29 protein-coding genes are annotated in these 25,660 nt (G+C 67.4%); 16 read left to right on the forward strand and 13 right to left on the reverse strand.

Annotation, left to right across the window (positions count from 1 at the left end):
- Window positions 1-29: 29 nt before the first annotated feature.
- From VGK20_19000 to egtB, 4 genes are read right to left on the reverse strand one after another with little or no spacing between them, the layout of a single operon-like run.
- Complete coding sequence (locus VGK20_19000; GenBank protein HEY2776136.1) at window positions 30-638, reverse strand: ABC transporter permease; 609 nt, start codon at window positions 636-638, stop codon at window positions 30-32.
- 10 nt (window positions 639-648) lie between these two features.
- Window positions 649-1,440 carry an ATP-binding cassette domain-containing protein gene (locus tag VGK20_19005; protein ID HEY2776137.1) on the reverse strand — a complete coding sequence of 264 codons (792 nt, stop codon included), beginning with the start codon at window positions 1,438-1,440 and terminating at the stop codon, window positions 649-651.
- Complete coding sequence (locus VGK20_19010; GenBank protein ID HEY2776138.1) at window positions 1,437-2,417, reverse strand: hypothetical protein; 981 nt, start codon at window positions 2,415-2,417, stop codon at window positions 1,437-1,439. Before VGK20_19010 ends, VGK20_19005 begins: the two co-directional genes overlap by 4 nt.
- Window positions 2,418-2,461: 44 nt before the next feature.
- Complete coding sequence (gene egtB, locus VGK20_19015) at window positions 2,462-4,783, reverse strand: ergothioneine biosynthesis protein EgtB (protein ID HEY2776139.1); 2,322 nt, start codon at window positions 4,781-4,783, stop codon at window positions 2,462-2,464.
- Window positions 4,784-5,011: 228 nt separating this feature from the next.
- Between egtB and VGK20_19020 the strand changes: the two genes are divergently transcribed.
- The 3 genes from VGK20_19020 to VGK20_19030 all read left to right on the forward strand — a co-directional run bounded on the left by VGK20_19020 (window position 5,012) and on the right by VGK20_19030 (window position 7,849).
- Window positions 5,012-6,406 (forward strand): ethanolamine ammonia-lyase subunit EutB, encoded by a 1,395-nt coding sequence (locus VGK20_19020; GenBank protein ID HEY2776140.1) that lies wholly within the window; start codon window positions 5,012-5,014, stop codon window positions 6,404-6,406.
- Window positions 6,403-7,170: an ethanolamine ammonia-lyase subunit EutC gene (eutC, locus tag VGK20_19025; GenBank protein ID HEY2776141.1), complete on the forward strand. Its 768-nt coding sequence runs from the start codon at window positions 6,403-6,405 to the stop codon at window positions 7,168-7,170. The genes VGK20_19020 and eutC overlap by 4 nt, the downstream gene beginning before the upstream one ends.
- Window positions 7,171-7,309: 139 nt before the next feature.
- Window positions 7,310-7,849 (forward strand): inorganic diphosphatase, encoded by a 540-nt coding sequence (locus VGK20_19030; protein ID HEY2776142.1) that lies wholly within the window; start codon window positions 7,310-7,312, stop codon window positions 7,847-7,849.
- 18 nt (window positions 7,850-7,867) lie between these two features.
- Here VGK20_19030 and VGK20_19035 read toward each other — a convergent pair whose 3' ends face one another.
- The 4 genes from VGK20_19035 to VGK20_19050 form a co-directional block, all read right to left on the reverse strand.
- Complete coding sequence (locus VGK20_19035) at window positions 7,868-8,404, reverse strand: gamma-glutamylcyclotransferase (protein ID HEY2776143.1); 537 nt, start codon at window positions 8,402-8,404, stop codon at window positions 7,868-7,870.
- A 110-nt stretch (window positions 8,405-8,514) separates the two neighbouring features.
- Window positions 8,515-9,609: an alcohol dehydrogenase catalytic domain-containing protein gene (locus VGK20_19040; protein HEY2776144.1), complete on the reverse strand. Its 1,095-nt coding sequence runs from the start codon at window positions 9,607-9,609 to the stop codon at window positions 8,515-8,517.
- A gap of 13 nt (window positions 9,610-9,622) precedes the next feature.
- Complete coding sequence (locus VGK20_19045; protein ID HEY2776145.1) at window positions 9,623-10,090, reverse strand: PaaI family thioesterase; 468 nt, start codon at window positions 10,088-10,090, stop codon at window positions 9,623-9,625.
- Between the two features lie 68 nt (window positions 10,091-10,158).
- A complete protein-coding gene (locus VGK20_19050) occupies window positions 10,159-10,542 on the reverse strand; it encodes a nuclear transport factor 2 family protein (protein HEY2776146.1) in 384 nt (127 codons plus the stop codon).
- Between the two features lie 329 nt (window positions 10,543-10,871).
- Between VGK20_19050 and VGK20_19055 the strand changes: the two genes are divergently transcribed.
- The 8 genes from VGK20_19055 to VGK20_19090 all read left to right on the forward strand — a co-directional run bounded on the left by VGK20_19055 (window position 10,872) and on the right by VGK20_19090 (window position 17,689).
- On the forward strand, window positions 10,872-11,384 hold the full coding sequence (locus VGK20_19055) for an Rrf2 family transcriptional regulator (GenBank protein ID HEY2776147.1): 513 nt from the start codon (window positions 10,872-10,874) through the stop codon (window positions 11,382-11,384).
- Window positions 11,381-12,841 carry a Fe-S cluster assembly protein SufB gene (gene sufB / locus VGK20_19060; GenBank protein ID HEY2776148.1) on the forward strand — a complete coding sequence of 487 codons (1,461 nt, stop codon included), beginning with the start codon at window positions 11,381-11,383 and terminating at the stop codon, window positions 12,839-12,841. The genes VGK20_19055 and sufB overlap by 4 nt, the downstream gene beginning before the upstream one ends.
- 11 nt (window positions 12,842-12,852) lie before the next feature.
- On the forward strand, window positions 12,853-13,611 hold the full coding sequence (gene sufC, locus VGK20_19065; GenBank protein HEY2776149.1) for a Fe-S cluster assembly ATPase SufC: 759 nt from the start codon (window positions 12,853-12,855) through the stop codon (window positions 13,609-13,611).
- Window positions 13,578-14,996, forward strand: coding sequence for a Fe-S cluster assembly protein SufD (gene sufD / locus VGK20_19070; protein ID HEY2776150.1), 1,419 nt, complete (start codon window positions 13,578-13,580; stop codon window positions 14,994-14,996). The genes sufC and sufD overlap by 34 nt, the downstream gene beginning before the upstream one ends.
- Complete coding sequence (locus tag VGK20_19075) at window positions 14,993-16,246, forward strand: cysteine desulfurase (protein ID HEY2776151.1); 1,254 nt, start codon at window positions 14,993-14,995, stop codon at window positions 16,244-16,246. The genes sufD and VGK20_19075 overlap by 4 nt, the downstream gene beginning before the upstream one ends.
- The gene (locus tag VGK20_19080) at window positions 16,246-16,707 is read left to right on the forward strand and encodes an SUF system NifU family Fe-S cluster assembly protein (GenBank protein HEY2776152.1); all 462 of its coding nucleotides are present in this window, start codon (window positions 16,246-16,248) and stop codon (window positions 16,705-16,707) included. The genes VGK20_19075 and VGK20_19080 overlap by 1 nt, the downstream gene beginning before the upstream one ends.
- Before the next feature lie 92 nt (window positions 16,708-16,799).
- Window positions 16,800-17,144: a DUF59 domain-containing protein gene (locus tag VGK20_19085; GenBank protein ID HEY2776153.1), complete on the forward strand. Its 345-nt coding sequence runs from the start codon at window positions 16,800-16,802 to the stop codon at window positions 17,142-17,144.
- Window positions 17,145-17,164: 20 nt separating this feature from the next.
- A complete protein-coding gene (locus tag VGK20_19090; protein ID HEY2776154.1) occupies window positions 17,165-17,689 on the forward strand; it encodes a TerB family tellurite resistance protein in 525 nt (174 codons plus the stop codon).
- A 1-nt stretch (window position 17,690) separates the two neighbouring features.
- Here VGK20_19090 and VGK20_19095 read toward each other — a convergent pair whose 3' ends face one another.
- Both VGK20_19095 and VGK20_19100 read right to left on the reverse strand, forming a co-directional pair.
- Window positions 17,691-18,740, reverse strand: a complete 1,050-nt coding sequence (locus VGK20_19095) for an SDR family NAD(P)-dependent oxidoreductase (protein HEY2776155.1) — start codon at window positions 18,738-18,740, stop codon at window positions 17,691-17,693.
- 13 nt (window positions 18,741-18,753) lie between these two features.
- Complete coding sequence (locus tag VGK20_19100) at window positions 18,754-19,665, reverse strand: haloalkane dehalogenase (protein ID HEY2776156.1); 912 nt, start codon at window positions 19,663-19,665, stop codon at window positions 18,754-18,756.
- A 156-nt stretch (window positions 19,666-19,821) separates the two neighbouring features.
- On the opposite strand from VGK20_19100, the gene VGK20_19105 reads away from it, so the two are divergent.
- The 3 genes from VGK20_19105 to VGK20_19115 all read left to right on the forward strand — a co-directional run bounded on the left by VGK20_19105 (window position 19,822) and on the right by VGK20_19115 (window position 22,495).
- A complete protein-coding gene (locus VGK20_19105) occupies window positions 19,822-20,631 on the forward strand; it encodes an SDR family oxidoreductase (protein ID HEY2776157.1) in 810 nt (269 codons plus the stop codon).
- A gap of 26 nt (window positions 20,632-20,657) precedes the next feature.
- Window positions 20,658-20,846, forward strand: a complete 189-nt coding sequence (locus VGK20_19110; protein HEY2776158.1) for a hypothetical protein — start codon at window positions 20,658-20,660, stop codon at window positions 20,844-20,846.
- 167 nt (window positions 20,847-21,013) lie between these two features.
- Window positions 21,014-22,495 (forward strand): aldehyde dehydrogenase family protein, encoded by a 1,482-nt coding sequence (locus VGK20_19115; protein ID HEY2776159.1) that lies wholly within the window; start codon window positions 21,014-21,016, stop codon window positions 22,493-22,495.
- A 66-nt stretch (window positions 22,496-22,561) separates the two neighbouring features.
- Here the strand turns inward: VGK20_19115 and VGK20_19120 are convergent, their stop codons facing one another.
- The 3 genes from VGK20_19120 to VGK20_19130 all read right to left on the reverse strand — a co-directional run bounded on the left by VGK20_19120 (window position 22,562) and on the right by VGK20_19130 (window position 24,521).
- Window positions 22,562-23,194, reverse strand: a complete 633-nt coding sequence (locus VGK20_19120) for a hypothetical protein (protein HEY2776160.1) — start codon at window positions 23,192-23,194, stop codon at window positions 22,562-22,564.
- Window positions 23,195-23,428: 234 nt separating this feature from the next.
- On the reverse strand, window positions 23,429-23,749 hold the full coding sequence (locus VGK20_19125) for a GYD domain-containing protein (protein HEY2776161.1): 321 nt from the start codon (window positions 23,747-23,749) through the stop codon (window positions 23,429-23,431).
- Window positions 23,750-23,873: 124 nt separating this feature from the next.
- Window positions 23,874-24,521, reverse strand: a complete 648-nt coding sequence (locus tag VGK20_19130; GenBank protein ID HEY2776162.1) for a TetR family transcriptional regulator — start codon at window positions 24,519-24,521, stop codon at window positions 23,874-23,876.
- A 272-nt stretch (window positions 24,522-24,793) separates the two neighbouring features.
- Between VGK20_19130 and VGK20_19135 the strand changes: the two genes are divergently transcribed.
- Together VGK20_19135 and VGK20_19140 are read left to right on the forward strand one after the other, a co-directional pair.
- Complete coding sequence (locus VGK20_19135) at window positions 24,794-25,414, forward strand: ferritin-like domain-containing protein (GenBank protein ID HEY2776163.1); 621 nt, start codon at window positions 24,794-24,796, stop codon at window positions 25,412-25,414.
- Complete coding sequence (locus tag VGK20_19140) at window positions 25,380-25,640, forward strand: hypothetical protein (protein ID HEY2776164.1); 261 nt, start codon at window positions 25,380-25,382, stop codon at window positions 25,638-25,640. Before VGK20_19135 ends, VGK20_19140 begins: the two co-directional genes overlap by 35 nt.
- Window positions 25,641-25,660 lie beyond the last annotated feature (20 nt).

A 25,660-nucleotide genomic window follows, 5' to 3' on the forward strand; every position in this document is an offset into this window, starting at 1 on the left:
CGCAACCAGCGGGGCAAGAGCGCACAGGCTCACCGCGGGATCCTCAGCTTGCGCTCGATCGCACCGAGGCCGGCGTCGGCGGCCAGCGCGAGCAGGGCCGCCGGTACGGCGCCCGCGAGAATGGTTTTGTCGTCGAGCATCGCCACTCCGCGGAATATCAGCACGCCGAGGCCTCCGGCCCCGATCGCCGCGGCGATGGTCGCCAGGCCGATGCCGATCACGATCGCCAGACGGATTCCAGCGAGGATCACGCCGGCGGCAAGCGGAAGCTCGACGCGGACGAGCAGCTCGCGATCGGTCATTCCCATTCCGCGGCCGGCCTCGCGTATCGCGGGGTCCACGCCGTCGATTCCGGCAACGGTGTTGCGAAGAACCGGGAGCAGCGAATACAGCGTCAGCGCCACCAGTGCCGTGCGCATGCCGATGCCGCCGATCCACGGCAGCGGGATCAGCAGCCCGAAAAGAGCGAGGCTCGGAATCGTCTGCACGACCGAGACGCTGCCGAGCACGAGGCTCTTCCAGCGCGGCCGGCGCGTCAGCACGATTCCGAGGGGAATCGCGACGACGCACGCCACGCCGACCGAGATGGCGACGAGAAGGATGTGACGCAGCGTCGCGGCGAGGATCTCGGCGGCCATCTCCGTCCTGTCAGGGTGTGGCCGCACGGCCGGCATCGGCGTCGGTGCCTGCACCGGCGCTGCGCACGCCCCATTCGCTTGCGGCAATGAAAGCACGGGCTTCGTCGTGCGTGCTGGCCGCAAGATCGGCGACGCTGCCATCGGCGACGAGCCGGCCCTCGACGACGAGCGCGACGCGGTCGGCGACCCTCGCGGCTTCCGCCAGGTCATGAGTGACGAACACCGCCGTCTTGCCGAGACGAACGGAAAGCTCACGGAACTCCTGCTGCAGCTCGCGGCGAGTAATCGGGTCGAGGGCAGCGAAAGGCTCATCGAGAAGCAGCAGCGGCGGATCGGCCGCCAGCGCCCTGGCGACACCGACTCTCTGGCGCTGCCCGCCGGAGAGCTGGTGCGGAAACCGGCCTGCGTAGGTGTCGGGTTCCAGGCCGACCATCGCCAGCAGCTCGTGGGTGCGCTCGCGAATCCTGGCGGGCGACCAGCCCTCGAGCTCGGGAACCGTCGCGACGTTGCGTGCGACGTCGAGGTGGGGAAACAGCCCGACCTCCTGGATCACGTAACCGCAGCGACGGCGAAGCGCGATCGGATCCTGGTCGGTGGTCGCGACGCCGCCCACGCGTACAGAGCCGGACGTCGGCAGCAAGAGCGCGTTGACGAGCCGCAGCGCCGTCGTCTTTCCGGAGCCACTGCGACCGATCAGCGCAAGCGTCTGGCCGGCCGGTACCGACAGCGAGAAGTCGTCGAGGATGTGGCGGCCGTCGGGGAGCGCGAACACGGTGCGATCGAACTCGACGAAGCCGTTCACCGGGCGTGCTCTCCGAATCCCGGCGCTCGCGCATCGACGTCCAGGCGCAGGGGCCGCCCGGCGGATCCGACCAGAGGAGCGACGTCGTTGGTCCCTTCGGGGCAGGCCAGCGCGGCCAGCACCAGCGCCTGGCTGCGACCGACGCCCGCCTCGAACATTCCGCCGATGTACGGCTCGATGCCGAGCGTCCTGGCGCGTGCGATGCAGTCGATCGCCTCGAGCACGCCTCCGAGGCGCGGCGCTTTGATATTGACGGCAAGGGGTCGCGGCACGAGATGCTCGAGCGCCTCGGCGCTGATGACGGGACTGTCGGCGGCAAAACGCGCGCGCAGCGACGCAGACCAGCGCTCGCGCGGCAACGGTGGATCCTCGATGCGGCAGCCGGGAACCAGCGCGCATGCGCGCTCGGCGTCCTCGACGCTGCCCGCATCCTTGCAATCGAGCACCGCGACGCGCCCGAGTGCGGCGAGGTCCTTCAGCACCGAGTCCGGCCACGCAGGGTCGAGATCGATCTTCACCTCGAGAGGACCGGCAAAGCCCTCGGTGATTTCGCGAACCGGGTCCTGCATCCTTGCGAACGATAGCACATAACGCACCGGGCGCGGGTCCACTGCTGTCAGTCGAAACAGGTTGGTGTGCTGCTGGCGCAGCGCAAGATCGATCGCTGCCGCTTCGATGGCTGCGCGATCATACGCAGGCAGATCGCCTGCCAGCCCGCTCCACTGTCCAACGGTCGTTTCGGGACGGATCGGAAGCTTCTGGACAGCCTCCGCGAAGCGCGAATGATCCGCGTCACTCCAGCCGACGTGCTCGCCCAGTCCCCGTTCACCGTCGCCTCCGACGATGATCGTTGCCGAAGGCCTCTCGCCGCCCGGATACGACGGCATCGGCACGGTCCGGATGCAGACCGTCAGCCAGTGGATCGCCAGGGGAAGTGCTTCGATCTTCGCACGCAGAGGGCTCGGAGCCTCAGCCAAGACTCCCTCCCTGACGGCCGGCGGAGCGAAGGCACCCGGCCGGATCAATCATGGGCGCAGCGGAAACCTGCGAAGATCTGGCGGCGCTGGGGCAGGTCCCAGTTCCGGAATGTGTTGCGGATCGCAATCGATGCCGTGGCCCACGAGCCGCCGCGCAGCACTTTGTGCGCGCTGCCGAAATGAACCTGCGAGTATTCGGGGTACGGGAAGGCGCGGAACCCGGGATACGGCAGGAAATCGCTTGCCGTCCATTCCCAGACGTCGCCGAGCATCTGCCCGCAGCCGTAGTAACTGCGACCTTGCGGATACGCACCGACGGCAGCCGGCGCGAACGTGCGCTGGTCGAGGTTGGCGCGGTGGGGCGACGGTTCGCTGTCGCCCCAGGGATAGAGTCGCGCGACGCCGCGCTCGAGGTCCCAGGCGGCCGCCTTTTCCCATTCGGCCTCGCTCGGCAGCCTTCTCCCGAGCCAGCGCGCGCACGCGACCGCCTCGTACCAGCAGACGTGAACCACGGGACGATCCGCGACGAGCGGCGCCCTGCGGCCGAAGGCAAGCTCGCTCCAATTCCCGTCGCCCTCGCGTCTCCATCCGGCGGGATGATTCGCGCCCGATTCACGCAGCCACTGCCATCCTTCGGTCGTCCACATTTCGCGACGCCTGTAACCGCCGTCTTCGACGAAGCGTGCGAACACCTCGTTGGTCACCGGGTGCGCGTCGATCCAGAACGACGGCAGGTCGACGATGTGGCAGGGCCTCTCGTTGTCGTAGGCCGCGCTGCGATCGTCGCTTCCCATCGTGAACGGGCCGGCCGCGATGAGCACTTCTTCGCCGCTGCCGGCGGCGCAGGCCGGTGGCTGAGTCTCGATGCGCCGCGACGGCTCGTACTGAGGGAAATTCGTCAGCTGGATCCCCTGCAGGATCGTCTCGCCATGCTGCGCCTCGTGCTGGGCGATCATCGAAAAAACGTAGCCGTCGCGCAGCAACGGGTCTTCGGAAGTCAGCGGCGCCGAATCGAGCAGTGCCAGCGTCGCGTCGCGTGCAGCCTCGAGGTCGGACAGGCATTGTGCGCCACTCGAAAGCGCCAGCGAGCCGCGAACACGGCGAGGATGTCGGATCGGATCGTAGATGCCGGCGTCGTACGCCGGCACGTCGGCGGTACCGCGGCGCGACGCCGTCCGGTACACCCATTCCTGCTCGTAGCTCGCGATGTGGCCGAGGTCCCAGACGACGGGGCTCAGGATCGGCGAATGCTGCGACGTAAGGCCGGCCGGCGTCAGAGGCGCGACGATCTCGAGAGTCCGTTCGCGTTGTTCCTGCAGCTCTGTCCGCAGTCGCTCGCGAAGGCGCGCCGGCCGGTCCGCATGGGCACGGTAGCGCAGCAGCAGCAGCGCAAACAGGCAGTCGGGGTCGGTGAAAGTTTCGACGTGCCCGAACCCGTGTCGCATCGCATCGGCGATCATCTGCTCGGTACGGAACTTGCGGCTGATCTCGACGAGCACTTCCTCGCCGGCCTCGATGCGGAACTGCCTTTTCCATCGGGGCAACGTGACGACGACCGGCCGCAGCGCGCGCGCGAAAATGTCGATGCGCGATTTTTCCTCGTTCCAGCGCGCGACGTGCTCGAGCGATGCAACGTCGACTTCGGTGCCGAGCTCCCGGTTCATGCGCGAGAACAGGTTGAGCGTGAACGCTGCGCTCCATCCGTCGGCGTCGTTGTAGGCCGCCTCGAGGACGCGGGTGTCCTTGACGAGGTCGATTCCGAGAAGCAGCTGGTCGCGGTCGGCGAGGTTGGCCGTGAGCATCGTGAAAAATTCGCCGAGCTCATCGGGATTCAGATTGCCGATGCTGCTGCCGAGAAAGAGCAGCGTCACCGGAGAGAAGCGGCGAAGCCGCGGAAGCGCCTGCTCGTAGGAGCCGGCAAGCGGCGTGACGGCCAGGGCCGGAAATTCTGCTCGAAGCGCCTCGCAGGTCGCGGCCAGCATCGTGCGGCTGATGTCGATCGGCACGTAGCGGGCCACCGGCCGCGGATGCGGCCCGGCGGTCCAGGCATCGAGCAGATGACGCGTCTTGGTGGCGCTGCCGGCACCGAGCTCGACGAGCGTCGTTGCGCCGCACACCGCGCGGATGCGCTGCGCCTCGCGTGCGAGGATCCCCGCTTCGGTGCGAGTGGGGTAGTACTCGCGCTGCTCGGTGATGTGCTCGAAGATCTCGCTGCCGCGGTGATCGTAAAGGTAGCGGCAGCTCAGCCAGCGTGGACGATCGCCGAGGCCGCGGATTACCGATCTGGCGAACGCTTCGCGCACCAGATCCGCCTGCGAGGCGGCGACGCGGCCGACACGGTGGGCGCTCTGCAACGGCCCCGACATCGCGGGCCGCTCTATGGCGGCTTGTGGATGCAGTCAATTCCTTCGGCCTCCCACCCGAGGCGGCGCCCCTCGTGTTGTATCCTTTCGAGCGAGCACGGTTGCGTGGCCTGGCCGCATTGCGTGGGCGGCGCGCCTTGCCGACAATCAAGTCGGTTGCATCGGCAACGCCCGTCGTGGCGCGTACTTGCGCAGCGGGCGGAGCCCGGCGCACGACGGGGAAAACCAGCGGTGGCATACGCGACGACGGTGGGTGGTACGCGCTGGGTCTTTCGCGACCTGAAGGACCTGCTCGCGAAAGCCTCGCCCGATCGCTCCGGCGATCACCTTGCCGGTATTGCCGCCGCGTCGGCGACCGAGCGGTTCGCGGCCCAGTCCGCGCTCGCCGACCTGCCGCTCAAGGAGTTCCTCGAATACGAGCTGGTGCCTTACGAAGAGGACGAGGTCACACGCCTCATCGTGGACACGCACGACGCTGCTGCGTTTGCGCCGGTTGCATCGCTGACCGTCGGTGAGCTTCGCGAGTGGCTGCTCGGCGACCAGGTCGACTCGCAAAGCCTGACCGCGGTTGCGCCTGGACTGACGCCGGAGATGGTTGCCGCGGTTTCCAAGCTGATGCGCCTGCAGGACCTCGCGGTGGTGTCGGCGCGCTGCGAAGTCGTCACGCGTTTCCGCGGCACGATCGGGCTTCGCGCCCGGCTCGCTACGCGTCTTCAGCCGAATCATCCGACCGACGACAGCCGCGGCATCGCTGCGGCAATCGTCGACGGTCTGCTGCTCGGCGCAGGCGACGCGGTGATCGGCGTGAACCCCGCAGGAGACGGTGTCGCCAACTACGTGCGCATCGTCACGCTCCTCGACGACATTCGCACCAGGCTCGGCCTTCCGGGCCAGGGCTGCTGCCTCGGCCACGTGACGACTGCGATCGAAGCGATCGAGCGGGGCGCGCCGGTAGACCTGGTTTTCCAGTCGATTGCCGGCTCGCAGAAGGCCAACGCCGGCTTCGGCGTCACGCTGGCGCTGCTGCGCGAAGCGCAGGCCGCTGCGCTGTCGCTCCGGCGCGGCACCGTCGGGGACAACGTGATGTATTTTGAAACCGGACAGGGCGCGGCGCTTTCGGCCGAAGCCCACCACGGCGTCGACCAGCAGACGATGGAAGCGCGCGCTTACGCAGTGGCTCGTGCGTTCCGCCCCCTGCTGCTGAACACCGTCGTCGGATTCATCGGCCCCGAGTACCTCTACGATGGAAAGCAGATCCAGCGCGCGGGCCTCGAGGATCATTTCTGCGGCAAGCTGCTCGGCGTGCCGATGGGCGTCGACGTCTGCTACACGAACCACGCCGAGGCGGACCAGGACGACATGGATTCGCTGCTCGCAATGCTCGTGCTGGCCGGCGTCAACTTCGTCATCACCGTTCCCGGCGCCGACGACGTCATGCTGAACTACCAGAGCCTGTCCCACCACGACGTGCTCGCGGTGCGCGCGCTCACCGGAAGGCGCTGCGCACCCGAATTCGAGGCATGGCTCGCGAGCATGGGGTTGGCCGACGACCGTGGCAGGCTGCTCGCGAATCCCGACCGTCGCGCGCTCGAGGGCGCGCTGGCGGCAATCGAGAGTGCGCCGTGACCCGGTTGCCGAGCGTGATTCCCGCGGCGATCTCGCGCGAGGTGCTCGGCCGCCACACCGCGGCGCGCGTGGCACTCGGGCGCGCCGGAGCGAGCCTGCCGACGCGCGCCCACCTTGCATTCGTCGGTGACCACGCGCGCGCACGCGACGCCGTGTGGACCGCCGTCGATTTCGATGCGCTGGCCGCTGCGCTCGGCGCCCGCTCCCTGGTGACCGTGCGCCTGCACAGCCGCGCGCCCGACCGCGCCACCTACCTTCGAAGGCCCGACCTGGGACGGCTTCTCGACGATGCGTCCCTTTCGCGCCTTGCGTCGCTCGCGGAGGCCGGCGGCAACCGCATCGCAATCGTCATCGCCGACGGGCTCTCGGCAGAGGCCGTGCAGACCAACGCCGTGGCCGTCGTCGAACCTCTCGTCGCTGCGCTCGAGGCGCAAGGATCTCGCGTCGCTTGCGTGGCTCTCGTCGAGCAGGGACGCGTCGCGGTGGGCGATCCCGTCGGCGAAGCGCTCGGCGCTGACCTCGTCGTCGTGCTGATCGGCGAGCGACCGGGCCTGTCGGCCGCCGACTCCCTCGGCTGTTACGTGACGTGGGCGCCGCGGCCCGGCACGCCGGATTCGCGGCGCAACTGCATCTCGAACATCCGATGCGGCGGCCTGATTCCTGCCGATGCAGCGGCGCGAATCGCATGGCTCGTCGGCGAGGCGACGAAAAGACGCCTTACCGGCGTCGCGCTGAAGCAGGAAGAAGTCCCCGTTTCTCGTTGAGCGTAGCGCAGGCGGCTGCCCCGCCGGGTGCGACGCTGCTGCGCCGTCACAGTGGTTTCCGCGCCGCCGCGGGGGCAGGGGGTCTCGACGCGACTGCAATATGCTGACTGGATGGACATCGACGTGATGAGGCGCAGTGGTGTCCGACCTGACCAATCTTCCGACCTGCAACGAGAACGGCGACGTCCACGTCGTCGTCGAGGCGCCGCGCGGATCGCTCGTCAAGCTGAAGTTCGAGCCGCTCCTGAGGACATGGGTGTTCCAGCGCGCATTGCCGCTCGGGGTCGCGTATCCGTACGACTGGGGCTTCATCCCGAGCACGACGGCTGCGGACGGAGATCCGCTCGACGCGATGGTGCTGAGCGACGTTGCGACCTGGCCGGGCGTCGTCATCGAAACTTCGCCGATCGGTGCGGTCTCGATGGTCCAGCGCGACGGCAAGGGCGAGGCGGAGATACGCAACGACAGGATCATCCTGGTTCCGCGGCGTGACCGCCGTTACGAGGACGTCCGTGACATTTCGAAACGAATGCGCGAGGAGCTCGAACAGTTCTTCGTCACCGCGATCGAAATGACGGGCAAGAGCGTGAAAATCGAAGGCTGGAAGAGCGCGAAAGCCGCCCAGCGCGCGATCCGCAAGGCGAGCGGCCGCTACGAGCGCGGTGCCGGCCGGCGTTGAGACGGCCGCGGACGATGCTCATTGCTGCGGCTGCCCGGCGCCCAGCACCGCTTCGAGCTCGAACACGTGGGGATCCTCGGCGCCGAGACGGCGCAGCGAATCGGCGAGCCGGCACACGTATTCGGCGTTCGGGCCGCTGTGGCCCCTGGCGGCGCGGATCTGCGCCGCAAGCTCGTCAAGAGGAGCCGGTCCCAGATAGTTCGGGTTGCGCGGGTCGGCCATGTAGATCAACCCCTGCACGCTCGAGTCGGGCGCGGTGAACAGGCGGGTGCGGACCCTGCGGTAGCCGCCCCGCTCGCGATGGTCGAGGTGCGCGAGCACGTCGTCGCGCTCATGGTCACGAAGCCGGAACGCGACGCCGCGGCAGACTGCGCCGATGCGACGCACCAGCGTGACCACACGGCCCGGCGCCCCCGGCTCTCCTCGATGATCCGTCGATCCCTGCCAGAAGCGGCGTTCCCAGCCATGGATGAAGCCCGGCAGCGCGACATCGTATGGAAACTCCTGCTTCCACAGGAGCGACCCGTAGCCGAAGATCCACGTCGATCCGGACACGGCTCGCGATGATATCAGCCAGCCGGGCGAAGGTCGCGCGCGATGCCTCAGGTTTTTTGCGACGCCGGCCTCGAACCGGAACGGACGCCGGTCGCAGGTCGGCGTCTCGGCTACATCCCCGGCCGCAGGCACGAGTGGATGCTCGCCGCGCCGCCGGTGCGCCCAGCCAGCGTCAGGATCGCCTCTTCGGCTTTCTCGAGCGGGAAATCGTGCGTGTGCATCTTCGCGAGCGGCACCGTGCCGGATTCGATCAGCCGGATGGCCGAACGATACGCGGCGCTGGTCACGCCGAGCACGCCGCGGATCTGGATCTCTTTTACGACGATGAGGTCGCTGATGAAGTCGGGCACGCTCTTGAAGCCCTTGACGCCGGCGAGGACGATGCGCCCGCCGGGACGCACGTAGTGCAGCGACTCGGCGACCGGCTCGGTCGCGTTCGCCGAGACCTCGACGACGACATCGGCTCCGCGCCCGCCGGTGAGCTCCTTGACGCGCGTGCGCACGTCCTCGTTCTCGACGTCGATCGTCGCATCGGCGCCAAACTCGCGCGCGAGTGCCATCTTGGCCCCGTCGCGCGCAAGACCGGTGACGATGATCTTTGCGGCGCCAGCCGCGCGGCATGCAATGACGCTCGCGAGGCCGCGCTGTCCCGGCCCGAGGATCAGCACCGTATCGCCGGGCCCCACTTCCCCGGCCTCGACGGCCCAGCGAAAGCCGGCGCCGAGAGGATTGAACATCACCGCGAGCTCGGCCGGAATCGATCGGTCGATCTTGTGCAGCAGCGTGTTCGGATCCAGGTACATGTAGTCGGCGTACGCGCCCCACAGGCCCGGAGGATGCGACAACGGTACGTAGGCGTACCCGAACATCGTGCCGCGGCCGCGGCAGAGCTGGTAGTCGCCGGCGACGCAATCGCGGCAGTTCCCGCAGCGAATCAATGTTTCGACAGCGACACGGTCGCCGGCGTCGACTCCCCAGCGCCTGGCCGCGCGGTCGCCGATGCGCTCGATGATCCCGAGAGGCTCGTGGCCGGGCACCAGAGGCATGCGCACCGGCAGCAATCCGTCGTATTGCTCGACATCACTACCGCAGATCCCGCACGCTTCCACGCGAAGGATCGCGCTGTCGGCGTCGATGTCGGGAACCTCGATGTCGCGCATCTCGAGGGCGCGTGGCCCGGTCTGCACGACCGCGCGCGAATTCACGACGCGATCTCCATCAGTCTTTTCGACTGCCGGCGGATCCAGGTGGATCGGAGATCAGCAGTGTTCCCTGCGCGACGCAGACGAGCTTTGCTCCGTTGCTCACGTCGACGCGCACCACGGCCGAGCGTCGTCCGCAGGAGAGCACTCGCGATTCCGCAACGAGCGTGCCGCTCTTGACCGCTGCGAGGTAGTTGATCTTGAACTCGGTGGTCGCTGCCCATTGGCCCGGCTTCATCAACGGATAGAGCACGCAACCGAGCGCATGGTCGACGAGGCCGGCCATCACGCCGCCGTGGATCGCGCCCATGATCGTCAGCAGCTCTTCGCGAATCGGCATGCTCGCGCGCAGGAAGCCGGGGGTGATCTCGTCGATGGTGACGCCGAGATAGCCGGGGAGCCCGCCGATCTTGTCGCTGGCGGCGACCATCGCGCTGGCGATCTTCGGGTTGAATTCGGGAAACTCTGGGGCGGCGCTGCTCACGGACGTTGCTCCTGCGGGCCGGTTGCCCGCGTTTTGCGCCGTCCGTGAGGCAGAGTCGAGGGGCGCCGTCAGCCCGGCATCGAATCCTCGAGCCTCACGATCTTGCCGTCGCGGATCCAGGCTCTCTCCTCGCCCGTCACTCGCAGGTCCGGCTCGCCCTTCTTCCGGTACGTCACTGCCCACGCGACGAAGACGGCGCCGTCGCGAATTTCGGGGCCGGACAGGGGCTCGAGCAGTCTCTCGTCGTAGAGCCGGTCGAAGGAGTTCACCGATTCGATGAGGTGATCGACGATCTGGTCGCGACCGCTCCAGGTGCCGCCGAACGGAGGGCCGGCTGCCACTTCATAGACGGCGTCGTCGGAAAAAGACTCGCGAACGGGCTTCCAGTCATCGCTGACGAAGGCCGCTTCGAATGCCGCGGCGTAGCGGGCGAAAGCTTCGATGTCGTTCATGGACGCACCTCGGCAGCAGGAACTGTGGATATGGTGGGCCGGCCGTCGAAACCTGCAACTGCCGCGCGCGGGCATGGCGCAGGTCTCGCGTACGGCGCGGCGCAGGTGCCGCGCTCGGACGCGGCGCAGCGCCAGGCCCGGAGGCGGCGCGGTGCGGCCGGCCTCGAAGGCGCGCCGGGCCCTGCGAAGCCGACGAAGCGCTTTCGGGCCCACCCCAAAGGGGGGCTTGTCCGTACGCCGAAAGAGCGGGGAAAACAGCGCGAATAGACCTTGCCGCGCCCCGTCGAAGAAATATTGACTTTTCTGTATGGTATGGAAATGGTCGCCTCATGCACATCACAGCCCAGGAAGAGTACGGACTTCGCTGCCTCCTGCGGGTGGCCATGCACGAGTCCGGCGAGCCGATGCGAACCCAGGAGGTCGCCGCCGCCGAGGGGCTCAGCCTCGAGTACGCCGCCAAGCTGATGCGGACGCTCAAGAACCAGGGTTTCGTCGAGAGCACCCGCGGCGCCGCCGGCGGCTACCACCTGGCGCGGCCGGCGTCCGAAATCAGCGTCTGGCAGGTGCTCGAAGAGCTCGGCGGTCCTCTTTACGAGGAAAAGTTCTGCGACGCCCACACCGGCTCCCAGCGAAGCTGCATGCATTCGACGGATTGCTCGATCCGCGCACTGTGGCGCAACGTCAACGGCATCCTGAAGACGGCGCTGTCGGCGATCTCGCTGACTGACCTTTCGCGCAACGAAGGAATGCTGCACGCGTGGCTCGCGCGCGACACGTCGGCGCCGCGCGCCGCGTCGCTGGCGGGCGCTGCGTCCCTGTCCGCCCCGGAGCCTGCGCGATGAGCGGCGGCCAGGACGCAAGAGACTTCGTCTCCGAGCGGGGCGACTACAAGTACGGCTTCGTCACCGACATCGAGAGTGACATCGTCGCGCCCGGCCTCAGCGAGGACCTGATCCGCCTGCTGTCGAAGAAGAAAGGCGAGCCCGACTTCATGCTCGACTGGCGCCTGAAGGCGTACCGGTCGTGGATGAAAATGGCACGCAGCGAGGGCGAGCCGAAGTGGCCCCACCTCAAGATCGCGCCGGTCGACTACCAGGCGATCAGCTACTACGCGGCCCCCAAGGCGAAGCCGTCGCTCCAGAGCATGGACGAGGTCGATCCCGCGCTTCGCGACACCTTCAACAAGCTCGGCATTCCGCTCGACGAGCAGATGCTGCTCGCCGGCGTGGCCGTCGATGCGGTGTTCGACAGCGTCTCGGTTGCGACGACGTTCAAGGCGAAGCTGGCCGAGGCGGGAGTGATCTTCTGCTCCTTCAGCGAGGCCGTGCAGAACCACCCCGACCTCATTCGCAAGTATCTCGGAACGGTGGTGCCGATCACCGACAACTTCTATGCGGCGCTCAACTCGGCCGTCTTCACCGACGGCAGCTTCTGCTACATCCCGCCGGGCGTGCGCTGCCCGATGGAGCTGTCGACGTACTTCCGCATCAACGCGCAGAACACCGGACAGTTCGAAAGGACGCTGATCGTCGCCGACGAGGGTTCGTACGTGAGCTACCTCGAAGGTTGCACGGCGCCCAAGCGCGACGAGAACCAGCTCCACGCTGCGGTCGTCGAGCTGGTTGCGCACGAGCGCGCCCAGATCAAGTACTCGACGGTCCAGAACTGGTATCCGGGCGACAAGGAAGGCCGCGGCGGCATCTACAACTTCGTGACCAAGCGCGGCAAGTGCGCCGGCGCCCATTCGAAGATCTCCTGGACCCAGGTCGAGACCGGATCGGCGATCACGTGGAAGTACCCGAGCTGCATCCTCCAGGGCGACCATTCGGTCGGCGAGTTCTATTCGGTGGCTGTGACCAACAACCACCAGCAGGCCGACACCGGCACCAAGATGCTGCACATCGGCAAGAACACGCGCAGCACCATCGTGTCCAAGGGCATCGCGGCGGGCCACGGCCAGCAGAGCTATCGCGGCCTGGTGCAGGTGGCGCCCGGCGCCGACGGGGCTCGCAATTATTCGCAGTGCGATTCGCTGCTGATCGGCGACCGCTGCGGCTGCCACACGTTCCCGTACATCGACGTGAGAAACCGCACGGCGCAGGTCGAGCACGAAGCCTCGACCTCGAAGATCGGTGAGGACCAGCTCTTCTACTGCCAGCAGCGCGGCCTCTCGGCCGAGGACGCCGTCTCGCTGATCGTCAACGGCTTCTGCAAGCAGGTGTTTCGCGAGCTGCCGATGGAGTTCGCCGTCGAGGCCCAGAAGCTGCTCGGCGTTACCCTCGAAGGGGCGGTCGGATGAGCGAAGCTGCGATGCTTTCCATCCGCGACCTTCACGCCGAGATCGACGGCAAGCCGATCCTGCGCGGGCTCAGCCTCGAGGTGGGCGCCGGCGAAGTGCACGCGATCATGGGGCCGAACGGCTCGGGCAAGAGCACGCTTGCGCAGATCCTGGCCGGCCGCGACCTTTACCGCGTCACCGCGGGCGAGGTGCTCTACCAGGGGCGCGACCTGCTCGCGATGCCGGCCGACGAGAGGGCTCGCGAGGGAGTGTTCCTTTCGTTCCAGTATCCGGTCGAGCTGCCGGGCATCGCGAATTCGTACTTTCTCAAGGCCGCGCTCAACGCGCAGCGCCGCCACCGCGGCCTGTCCGAGATGGACGCCGTCGACTTCCTGCAGGCCGCGCGCGCGAAGATGAAGATCGTAGGGCTGAGCGAAGAGCTGCTGCACCGCTCCGTCAACGAAGGCTTTTCGGGCGGCGAGAAGAAGCGCAACGAAATTTTCCAGATGGCGATGCTCGAGCCGCGCCTGGCGATCCTCGACGAGACCGACTCGGGTCTCGACGTGGACGCGTTGCGCACCGTCGCCGATGGAGTCAACAGCGTGCGCTCGCCCGAGCGATCCATGCTGCTGATCACGCACTACCAGCGCCTGCTCGACTACGTGAAGCCCGACTTCACGCACGTGCTGGCCGGCGGACGGATCGTGCGCTCCGGTGGCCCCGGCCTCGCGCTCGAGGTCGAGGAGCGCGGCTACACGTGGATCGAGGAGCAGGCAGCGCCTGCGGCGTGACGGAAAAGGACGAGACCATGGCGACGGCCGATCCGAAAGCAGCATTCACCGGCGATTTCGAGCGCCTGCGTGAAGGTCTGCCCGGCCGCGGCGCCGCGTGGCTCGACGCGCTGAGGCGTGACGCGATCAGCGCCTTCGCGCTCGCCGGCTTTCCCGGAGTTCGCGACGAGGACTGGAAGTACACGAACATCCTTCCGGCGCTGAAGGACCGGCTGGAACCCGTGCTCGATTCCGAGGCCGCCGCCGTCGATGACAGTCGGCTGAGGCCGCTCGTTTCGCAGGCTTCGGGCATCACCGCCGACGCTCCCCTCGTCGTTTTCGTCGACGGGCACTTTCGCGCTTCGCTGTCGCGGCCCGGTGGCAGCGTCGCCGGCGCTTCGGTGCGACTGTCGAGTCTTCGCGAGCGCCTGGCGACCGATCCTCAGCAACTGGAGCCGTGGCTCGGACGCTACCTGCCGGTTGCGGCCCACGGATTTGCCGCTCTCAACACCGCCTTTCTCGACGACGGTGCGGTCATCGAGATTGCCGAAGGAGCGATCAATGAACAGCCGCTCCACGTCGTCTACCTTGCGACGCGGCGCGAGCGGCCTTTCGTCGCGTATCCGCGCAACGTCGTCATCGCCGGGCCCCGCAGCTCGGCACTGGTGGTCGAGCATTACATTGGCGAGGACGGCGCGCGGTGCCTGACCAACGCCGCGAGCGAAGTCGTGCTCCGCTCCGGGGCCGTGCTCGGTCACGTTCGCATCCAGGACGAAGCGAAGTCTTCGTTCCACGTCGCGCGCGTCGAGGTGGAACAGGGACCCGGCAGCAATTTCGTATCGCACGCCTTCGGGTTCGGCGCGGCATTGTCGCGAACCGAGCTCACCGTGCGCCTGGCGGGTGAGCAGGCCGAATGCCGGATGTCGGGACTGTATGCGATGGACGGCTCGCGCCACGTCGACCACCACGTGACGATCGACCACTGCGCGCCGCACACGCGCAGCGACCAGCTCTTCAAGGGCATCCTCGACGACAAATCGCGCGGCGTGTTCACCGGAAGAGTGCTCGTGCGTGCCGGCTCGCAGAAAATCAGGGCGATGCAGAAGAACCCGAGCATTCTGCTCGGCGAAGGCGCGGTGGCCGAAACGCGGCCCCAGCTCGAGATCTACGCCGACGACGTCGTGTGCAACCACGGAGCCACCGTCGGCCGCCTCGACGAGAGCGCGCTGTTCTACCTGCTGTCGCGCGGCATCGATCCGCGCGAAGCGCGCAGGCTGCTGGTCGCGGGCTTCGCCGCCGAGGTCGTGGAGTCGGTGGTGCCCGAAACGCTTCGCCACGCGCTGACGGCGATGGTTGGCGAGCGCATTCGTGCGCTCGGGACGGCCGCGAAGGGGCAGGCCGCATGACGACTGCGCTGCGTCAGCCCGGGCCGCGCGTGTCTCTCGACGTGGACGAGATCCGCGCCCAGTTCCCGATCCTCCGTGAAAAGATCTCGGGCAAGCCGCTCGTCTATCTCGACAACGCGGCCAGCACCCAGAAGCCGCGCGCCGTGCTCGATGCCGTCACGCGCTACTACGAGCACGACAACGCGAACGTGCACCGCGGCGTGCACACGCTGAGCGAGCGCGCCACGGTCGCTTACGAAGCGGCGCGCACCAAGCTCGCGCGCTTCATCGGTGCCAGCGATCCTTCGGAGATCGTCTGGGTGCGCGGGACCACCGAGGCACTGAACCTCGTCGCGTGGTCCTACGGGATGTCCGTGCTCGGAGCCGGCGACGAGGTGCTGCTGACCGGGCTCGAGCACCACTCGAACATCGTGCCGTGGCAGATGGTCTGCGAAAAGAGCGGTGCCAGGCTTCGCGTCGTGCCGGTGCTCGACAGCGGCGAGATCGACATGGCCGCGTTCGCGTCCCTGCTCGGCCCGCGCACGAAGATCGTCTCGGTGGCGCACGTCTCCAACGCGCTCGGCACGATCCTGCCTGTCGCGGAGATCTGCCGCCTCGCGCACGAGGCCGGCGCGAAAGTCGTCGTCGACGGAGCCCAGGCGGTCGCGCATGCTCCGGTCGATGTCGCCGCGCTCGGCTGCGATTTCTATGCGTTGTCCGGTCACAAGATGTACGCACCGATGGGAATCGGCGCGCTCTGGGCACGCCGGGAGCTGCTCGATGCGATGCCTCCGTGGCAGGGCGGCGGCGAAATGATCCTCGACGTGACGTTCGAGAAGACCACGTACAACGTCGCGCCGCACAAGTTCGAGGCGGGCACTCCGGACGTCGGCGGCGCGATCGGTCTCGGTGCCGCCGTGGACTGGATCGAGTCGGTGGGACGCGACCGCATTGCCGCCCACGAGAGCGTGCTGCTCGCGTACGCCGCCGAAGCGCTGATGTCGGTCCCGGAGCTGAGGATGATCGGCACCGCGCGCGCGAAGGCCGGCGTTCATTCCTTCGTGATCGGGGACATCCATCCGCACGACATCGGCACCATCCTCGACAGCGAAGGCATCGCGATTCGCACCGGCCATCACTGCGCGCAGCCGGTGATGCACCGGTTCGGCCTGGCGGCCACCGCGCGCGCATCGATCGCCGTCTACAACACGACGGAGGACATCGACTGCCTCGTCGATGGGCTCGCAAAAGTGCGGGAGCTGTTTCGCTGATGTCGGACCTTCGCGACCTTTACCAGGAGCTGATCCTGGACCACGGGCGCCGCCCGCGGAATTTCGGTCCGCTGCCGGGCGCGACGCACGATGCGATCGGGCACAACCCGCTGTGCGGCGACAGGATCACGCTGCACCTGAAGATGAACGGCGACCTCGTCGACGGCGTCAGCTTCGAGGGACAGGGCTGCGCGATCTCCCAGGCATCGGCATCGCTTCTGACCGAAGCCGTGCGCGGACGCCGCCTGCCGGAGGTGCTCGCGCTGTTTCGAAAGACGACGGCGCTGGTGACCGGACGCGACGACGACGTCGCGCGCGAGGACAGCGTCGAGCTCGGCAAGCTTGCGGTGTTCGAAGGGGTGCGCCAGTACCCGATGCGCGTCAAGTGCGCGACGCTGGCCTGGCACACGCTGCACAACGCGCTGGAAGGACACGCGACCGAGGTCGCGAAAACGGAATGACGATGGCAACTCCGATCCAGACCCCTGCCGCGGAAACCGTCCCTGCATCGCAGCCCGACGTGCCTGCAACGTCCCCTCAGGCGACCCCGCCGATGGCCACCACTGCGGCGCCGGCGTCCGGCCAGGTGGACGGCCACAAGCTCGAGCAGCTCGTGATCGATGCCCTGCACACGGTGTACGATCCGGAGATCCCGGTCGACATCTACGAGCTGGGCCTGATCTACAGCATCGACATCAGTCCTGAAGGAAAAGTCGGCGTCACGATGACGTTGACGACTCCCGCGTGCCCCGTCGCGGGCTCGATGCCGGGAACGGTCGAGAAAGTGCTGCGCATGATCGACGGAGTGACCGACGTCGTCGTCGACCTGGTCTGGGAGCCGACGTGGGGCCCGGCGATGATGACCGAGTCGGCGCGCCTGCAGCTCAACATGTACTGACAGGCGGCGAAGGAACCCCGATGTCGATCCTCCGGATGTTCGGCCATACCGCGCCTTCGAGCTCGTCTGCCGATACCCAGACCGTGCGCAAGATCGTCGCGTCGCTCGATGCGATGGACCCGGAGCGTGCGCGATTCATCGCGGCGTTCGCGTTCCTGCTCTGCCGCGTCGCGCGCACCGATCTGGTGATCAGCGACGAGGAAGCGCGCGAGATGGAGCGCATCGTGATGGAAAAGGGCGGCCTGTCCGAGGAGCAGGCCGTGCTCGTGCTGCAGATCGCCAAGAGCCAGGAAGCGCTTTTCGGCGGCACCGAAAACTTCCTCGTCACTCGGGAATTCAGCAAGCTCGCGACGCGCGATGAGAAACTCGCGCTGCTCGACTGCCTGTTCGCCGTGTCGGCCGCCGACCAGTCGATCTCGACGGCCGAGGACAACGAAATCGTACGGATCTGCGCCGAGCTGCAGCTCCCGCGCGAGGAAGTCGTCAACGCGCGCAGCAGGTACCGCGAATATTTGGCGGTGCTGAAGGGGATGCCCGGGCAGTGAGCTACGCGAGCAGCGGCGATTCCCCGCGCGCCAGCCCGCTCATCCCCACGCTCGCCTCCCACAACTCGCCGGCGCGGCCGGCGTCATACGACTGGTCGGACGACGGCGACTCGTACCATCGCGTGTGCGACGGATAGTATCGCGCGCCGGGCGCAGCCAGGCGCGGATCGAGAACGAGCTGCGCCAACGCGGCGCCGGATTTTTCCGCCGTGCTGATGCTGGGGACGAAGCGCGTGAGGCCGGCGGCCATCGCCGGCATGACCTGGCTCCAGACGAATTGCATCCAGCCCGGATATTCGCGGGCGAGCCCGGAGCCTGGGACCAGGCCAGGGTCGAAGGCGTTGATCGCGAGCACCTGGTTGCCCGAGCCGATGCCGGCCACCGCCAGCCGCCTTGCCAGCTCGTAGGAAAACCAGAGGTTGCACAGCTTGCTGTTGACGTACGCAAGGCCGCCGTTGAAGCGCTCGCGCGACGCGCAGCCGGTGGCGGCTAGCGTTTGCATGTCCGTAACGTTCGCTTTGGGCATTCCGGTGAAACGCTTCGAGTCGTGCACGCCGGACGACACGACGACGATACGCGCCGGCGCGCTGGCGAGAAGCCGCGACAGCAGCAGGTTCACGAGCAGAAAGTGGCCGAGGTGATTGACGGCGAACGTCAGCTCGTAACCTTTTTCCGATAGCACCGGCCCCTTCGTGAACTGCAGGCCGGCGTTGCAGACGAGCGCCTCCAGCGCGAGATCGCGCGCGTCGATCGCCGCCACCAGCTCGCGGATGGACTCGGGCGACGCAAGGTCGAGCTCCATCGCCTCGATGCGGTCGCTGCCCGCCTCGGAAGCGATGCGGGAAACCGCCTGGTCCGACGCCCTCCGGCTGCGACTCGCGATGACGACGTGATGCCCCGCCTTGGCCAGCGCCCGCGCACACTCGTAGCCGATACCCGAATTGCCGCCGGTGACCAGCACCGTGCGCGTGCCGCGCGCGCTCGTGTCGCGCGCCTCGCGCGCGCTCATGTTGCCCGCCTCGCGCGCATTCCCGTTGCTGGCTTCGACCATGGCTGTGCCGTCCTCAGCCCATCGCCGCGATGAAGCTGGCCGTCACCGCGGCAAGCTCTTCCCCGCAGTCTTCCTGCAGGAAATGGCCGCCTCCCTTGATCGTGGTGTGCGGCTGACCCTTGCACCCGGGAATTCGCTGCTGGAAGCCGCGGTCGCCGCCCGCCGTAATCGGATCGCTGTCGCTGAATGCGGTCAGGAACGGCTTGGTCCACCGGTCGAAGACTTCCCACGCGCGGCGGTTCGGCCCGTTGGCGGGATCCTGCGGCGTCGCGGGCACGAGCGTCGGAAACTGCCGCGCTCCAGCCTTGAAGCTCTCGTCGGGATACGGCGCGTCGTAGGCGCGCAGCACTTCATCGCTGAGCTCGGTCACCGTCGCGCCCTGCAGGATGCGCGAAGTGGGGAACACCGGCACTTCCTGCGAGAACTTGCGCCACGCGAAGAACGCTTCGCCCGGCGACGCATCACCAGTGGGAAGAAACGTGTTGGCGGCGACGATGCGGTCGAAGCGATCCGCGTGCTCGGCGGCCAGGCGAAGACCGAGAAGCCCGCCCCAATCCTGGCACACGAGCGTGACGTGCTTGAGATCGAGCCGGTCGACGACGAGCTCGCGCAGCCAGTCGACGTGACTCTGGTAGGTGTAGGAGCTGCGATCGGCCGGCTTGTCCGATTTTCCGAAGCCGACCAGGTCGGGTGCGACGCAGCGATGCCCTGCACTCACAAGGGGCGGAATCATCTTGCGGTACAGGTAGCTCCACGACGGCTCGCCGTGCAGCAGCAGCACCGGCGCGGCAGCCGGCGGGCCTTCATCGACGTAGTGCATGCGCAGCTTTCCACCGTCGCCGCTGGCGACGTCGGCGTAGTGGGGCGCGAAGGGATAGCCGGCAAGGTTGGTGAATCGGTCGTCGGGAGTGCGAAGAATGTTCATCGCGGCGCAGCGTAGAAGGACGCCGCGCACGGGGCAAATGGTCCGGGCCGCGGGTTTTCCGAGCCTTTGCGGCGTCCGCAGTCGGGCGGCGAGCATGGCCGGCGGCCTGCGCGCCGCTGTGGACTCTTCGCGCCGGATATTCGACTCTCGCGCGCGATGCCGGCCAGCGCGAAGGACACGGTCGTCATCACCGGCGCCGCCAGCGGCATCGGGCGAGCGCTGGCGCGCGAGTTTCACCGCGAGGGCTATTCGCTGGCGCTCGTCGATATCGACCGCGAGGGCCTCGACGAGATCACCACGTCCCTTCCCGGAGCAACCGCTCATCTCGGAGACGTGGCAAGGGAGGCCGATGTCGCGGCGATTCGCGAGAGCGTCGTCCGCGCTCACGACACGGTGCACATTCTCGTCAACAATGCGGGAGTGTCGGCGGCAGGGCTCATCGAGGAAATGCCGATCGAAGCGCTGCAGCGCACGATGGACGTCAACTTCTGGGGCATCGTCTACTGCTGTCGCGCGTTTCTCGTCGATCTGAGGGCCGCGGCCGCGCAAGGACAGAGCGCGGCGATCTGCAACGTGCTGAGCGACTTCGCGCTGCTGTCGCTGCCGACCAAAGCCGCCTACGCGGCTTCCAAGCACGCGGCCCGCGCGTTCACCGAGGCGCTCGGAGCCGAGCTGTACGGCAGCGGCGTGTCGGTGACGGCGGTCTATCCGGGTGCGACGGCGACGGCGATCGTTCGCAGCGGCTTCGCAGTCGACCCGCTCAAGCAGCAGCGCGAAGCGGATTACCTCGCTCGCGGCACGGCACCGGAAGTGGTTGCGCGCCACATCGTGCGCGCGATCCGCGCGCGGCGCTCCCGCGTGCTCGTCGGGCTCGACACGCGGGCAATCGACATCGCCTCGCGGGTAGCGCCTGGCCTGCTGCAGTTCGGCGTGCGCCGGCTGTGGCGGCGTGTGCCTTTCCTCTGAAGATCGCCACGACGAGGAGCGTCAGGATGCAACTGGTCGGAATGCCCGATTCGCCTTACGTGCGACCTCCAGACGGGGATCACGGCGGCCGTCACGTTCCGTTTCCGCAGTTGACGATTCCGCAGGTGGTCGTTGCAGCGGATCATCCGTCCTGGCGCGAGTTTGCCGAGAGCGCCGAGACGCTGCCGGAGTTCCTGGCGCTGCCGCAGCAGTGAGCGCGGAAGCGGCGAATCCGGTCGCGATCGCGCCCGGGTGCGCGCCCTTGACGGCCCGGAGGCGCGGACGTAGCGTCGCTCGTCGCGCCGTGCGCAGGGCAATGCGCGCGGCGCCGGAACAACCCGAGCCATCGAGCCAGCCAGACAGACACGCAGGAGGAACTTCCATGGCCGCAACCGCAGCAGACCTTCGCGCCGATCTTCCCGCCACCGCACGCAACACCGGCAAGCTGTTCATCGACAACAAGTTCGTCGAGGCGGCCAGCGGAAAAACGTTCGAGACCGTCAATCCCGCCACCGAAGCGGTACTGACCGACGTTGCCGAAGGCGACAAAGTCGACGTGGACAAGGCCGTGACCGCCGCGCGCCGTGCGTTCGATTCGGGCGCGTGGCCGAAAATGACGGCGCGCGAGCGCGGGCGCCTGCTGCTGCGCATCGCCGACCTCATCCTCGAGCACAAGGACGAGCTTGCGCGCCTGGAGACCCTCGACAACGGCAAACCCATCGGCGAGACGAGCAACGTCGACATTCCGCAGGCCGCCGAAGTGTTCGCGTACTACGGAGGCTGGGCAGACAAGGTTTTCGGCCAGACGATCCCGGTGGCCGATTCGTTCTTCGCCTACACGCTGCGTGAGCCGCACGGGGTGTGCGGGCAGATCATCCCGTGGAACTTCCCGCTGCTGATGGCTTCGTGGAAGCTCGCGCCGGCGCTGGCGTGCGGCAACACCTGCGTGCTCAAGCCGGCCGAGCAGACGCCGTTGACGGCGCTGCGCCTTGCCGAAATCCTGCTGGAGGCCGGCGTCCCCCCTGGTGTCGTCAACATCGTCACCGGCTTCGGGCCGACGGCGGGCGCCGCGATCGCCGAGCACCGCGACGTCGACAAGGTCGCATTCACCGGCTCGACCGAAGTCGGCCGCATCATCCAGAGGGCGGCCGCGGGCAACTTGAAGAGCGTGTCGCTCGAGCTCGGCGGCAAGTCGCCGAACATCGTCTTTGCCGACGCCGACCTCGACGCGGCAGTCCGTGGCGCGCTGCAGGGGATCTTCTTCAACCAGGGCGAGGTCTGCTGCGCCGGATCCCGCCTTTTCGTCGAGGAATCGGTGCACGACCAGTTCATCGAAAAACTCGCCGAGCACGCGCGCACCATTCGCGTCGGCGATCCGCTGGACCCGGCAACGCAGATGGGCGCCCAGGTCAGCGAAGAGCAGTTCACGAAGATCCTCGGCTACATCGATGCGGGAAAGAGCGGCGGCGCCAGGCTCGTCACCGGCGGGAGCCGCGCGAAGGACAAGGGCTACTTCCTGCAGCCGACGATTTTCACCGGCGTCAAGCCGGAGATGAAGATCGCGAAAGAGGAGATCTTCGGTCCGGTCGTCTCCGCGCTGACGTTCCACGACATCGACGAAGCGATCGCCGAGGGCAACGCGACCAACTACGGCCTTGCCGCTGCCGTCTGGACTCGCGACATCTCGAAGGCCCATCGTGCAGCGCGGGCCCTGAAAGCGGGTACGATCTGGGTCAACACCTACAACGTGTTCGACGCGGGGGTGCCGTTCGGCGGCTACAAGGAGAGCGGAATCGGCCGCGAGCTCGGCTCGCACGCGCTCGATCTGTACACGCAGACCAAGGCGGTTTGGGTGGCTCTGTAGCGCAACGGATCGCGGCGGCGCCGCACGACGCTGCAGGTTTTGTAGCGTCGCGGCGGCGCTGCGCGGTCAGAGCGTCGTCGCTGTCGCTGTCGTCGTCGTCGTGCCGGTGCCTCGCAGCTCGGTGTGCACCGAGTCGACGAGGTTGGCGATCTTGCCTTCGAGCGTCGACTCGTCGCCCTTGGTCACGCACCTGCCGGTCGCCTCGATCTTCGTGAACGCGTTCCTCAGTCGCTGGGCCGGCGGCTGGATGCACAGCGGATCGAGCGTCGTCGAATTTGCATCGGCAGTCGCGTTGCAGCGGAAGAAGCTCGCGCAGGCCTTCCCGAGAGATCCCATCTTGACCGCCGCGCAGTGGCCGCCGGCCAGCGTGAGGCTGCTGGCAACGTCGTCGTCGCCCATGGTGAGCTGATCTCCGACACTCGGCATGATGCCCTTGACCAGGCAGTTGGCAACCGCTTCGACCGCTGCAGCCGCCGTCACCAGCTTCTGCTTCTGCTTGGCGATGCAGTCCTGGCTCAGCGCCGTGCCGCTCGACATCGCCTTGGCGTAGCAATGCGCGATGCCCTTGCAGGCTCCGCCGGAGTAGCGTTGCTGCGCGGCGAGGCATTCCTGGGCAGTCGTCTGCGCGAGTGCGGGCGATGCGGCAGCGACGAGCGCTGCCGCCAGTGCGAGCGCGGTTGCGGTGCGGAACAGTCCCATCGGTGGTTTCTCCCCTCGTTCGCGGTGCGCTGCTGCGCCCCGACGAATCGGCAGACCACGCTAGCAGCGCATCGCCGGGACGTCGATGCGCTTCGTCGATATGGGAAGAAGCAGTCCTCGCGAACTTCTGAGTAGGTTCTCAATTCCTCGAATGAAAACCTTGCACGGACGCGGCGGAGCGGAACGGTGCACTTGGCGCCGGTTCTCTGCAGCCGCGGCGGTCCTGCCGCGCGTTCAGGACCCGGGGCGCCGGTACGCGACTTTCTTCTTTGCCGCGGTGTCGACCTCGGACGGGGAGATTAGCGCCGTCGTCTTGTAGGCAACCGAGCCCGTCGCGCTCACCGCGAGCGACATCGCTACCGCACTCGCATTGTCGGGCAGCTCCGCGATCACGATCGCATCGCGAATGCCGAACGTGAAATAGAACGCTTCGACCTTGCCGCCGAGCTTGCTGACGGCTTTCTCGACGGCCTTGCGACGTCTGGAGCCCCCGTCCTTCAGCAGCCCCTTGGTTCCCTCCGCCGTGTAATCCACTTCGAAAAGGTATTTCGGCATCGCAGTTCTCCTTCGGGTGTCTCGTGGGTGTCTTCGCGGTCGTCGTTGCGGGCTGTCGTCGCGCGAGCCGGGACAGCGTCGGGGATTGCGCGCGTGGGGTCGCAGTGTTTACTCGTCCGCGGTTTCAGCGCGAACCGAAGCAGGCGGCGAGGATGGAACGCCCCGACTCGGTGGCAGACTGGGCCAGGAGCCGCTCGATGGCGCGGGCGGCGAAGGCGAAGACGGCTGCGTCACCGGCCAGCTGGAAGCGCCGGTTGGCCTCCTGGAGAAACGCGTGCAGCTCGAACGCGACTTCGCCAGCCTCGGGCTCGCCGCTGAGGTGCCCCTCTTCGATTGCGCGCCCGGCCTCGACGGCGAGCAGGTCCGTCCACGACGTGACCAGCGTCGCAACCCGGTCGCGGACACGGCCCGGCCGGTCGTCGATCTCGGGAACGACGGCGGCAAAAAAGCAGCCGCCGCGCAGCAGTCCCTTTTCGATGTAGCCGAGCCATGCGAGCGCGATGTTCGCGAGCCTGGCCAACGCCGGCGGCGCGCTGTCCACGCCGGCCAGGACCTCGCGCTCGAACATTGCGGCAGCGGCCTCAACCACCGCAAGCTCCAGCTCTTCGCGGGAGCCGAAGTGGGCGAACAGGCCGCTCTTGCTCATCGGCAGTGCCCGCGACAGGCGGCCTATCGTCAGGCCCGCCAGCCCTTCGACTGATGCGAGGTCCACGGCCCGGGCCAGAATCGCCTCGCGGGTCTGGAGAGAATCGGCAAGGCTGCGCCTGGGCATGATCCGGCATCTTACGGCACGATCGTACTTTAGACTATAAAAGCACGATCGTGCGCTAATTAAAATCGACGGGGCGCGTGTTTCCACTCCCGTGACCCGCCGCGCGTTTCCCTCCGGAGCACGCGGTATTCTTCCCCGAACGCACCAAGAAACAGGTGTTTGGGCGGCCGGGTTGGGGTTCGGCCTCCCCGGACGAGGTGGATGCACATCACATAATGCGCTTGAAGGTTCTGTGGCCCCGGCCGTTCGTATATAAGCGACCGACAAGGGTTATGAACCTGCTTTCGACAGTTACCGGTCCCGGCGCCCCGAGCACCGAGTCCCTCATCCGGATCTTCAGCTTCTACCGCGACGCCGAGATTCGCGGCGCATCGCTGTTGATGAAGATGACGCAGAGGGAAAAGGACCCCGAAGCCCAGGTACTCTTCTCGCGCCACATCGCCGACGAGACGCGCCACGCGTGGCTGTGGACCAAGCGCATTCGCCAGCTGGGCGGCATGCCGGTCGAGGTTCCCGACGGTTACCAGAGACGCCTCGGAAAGAAGCTCGGCTTTCCTGCGAACATCGTCGACCTGTTCGCGCTCACGGTGATCGTCGAAGAACGATCCGTCAGTCGCTACTCCGAGCATGCGGCCAGCCGCTGGTGCGACGACATCACGCGCGAAGTCCTCGACGAGCTCACCAAGGACGAGAAGTGGCACATCTCGTGGATGGAAGAGTGGATGTTCCGGATGGCGAGGCAGCACGGCGGCGAAGAAAAAGCGCGCGCGCAGCTCGGACGCTACCGCCACATCGAGCTAGAAGTCTTCGAAGAGTTCAAGGAAGACGAACGGCGCTGGCTCGGCTTTTCGTTCTCCGATGAAGAGCCCGTCGCCAACGCCGTCGGCATCTGACATCGCCGGCTCGCCGAATTCCGTACTGATCGGCATTGCCGGCTCGCGGCAACGCCTCGTCACTCCCTGCCTCGTGCTCGACCTCGACGCGCTGGCGCTCGGCTCGGCCGTCGAGTGCGTCGTCCCGCACTGCGACCCGACGGTAAACCTCTACGACCACTTCCACTGCGTGCGTGGGGACGACATGGCGGACGTCTGGCCGGTGGACGTGCGCGGCGCCGCCTGAACGGAGTCCCGCCGAGCGTC

The organism is Candidatus Binatia bacterium (assembly GCA_036493895.1).
Classification (GTDB): domain Bacteria; phylum Desulfobacterota; class Binatia; order UBA1149; family CAITLU01; genus DATNBU01.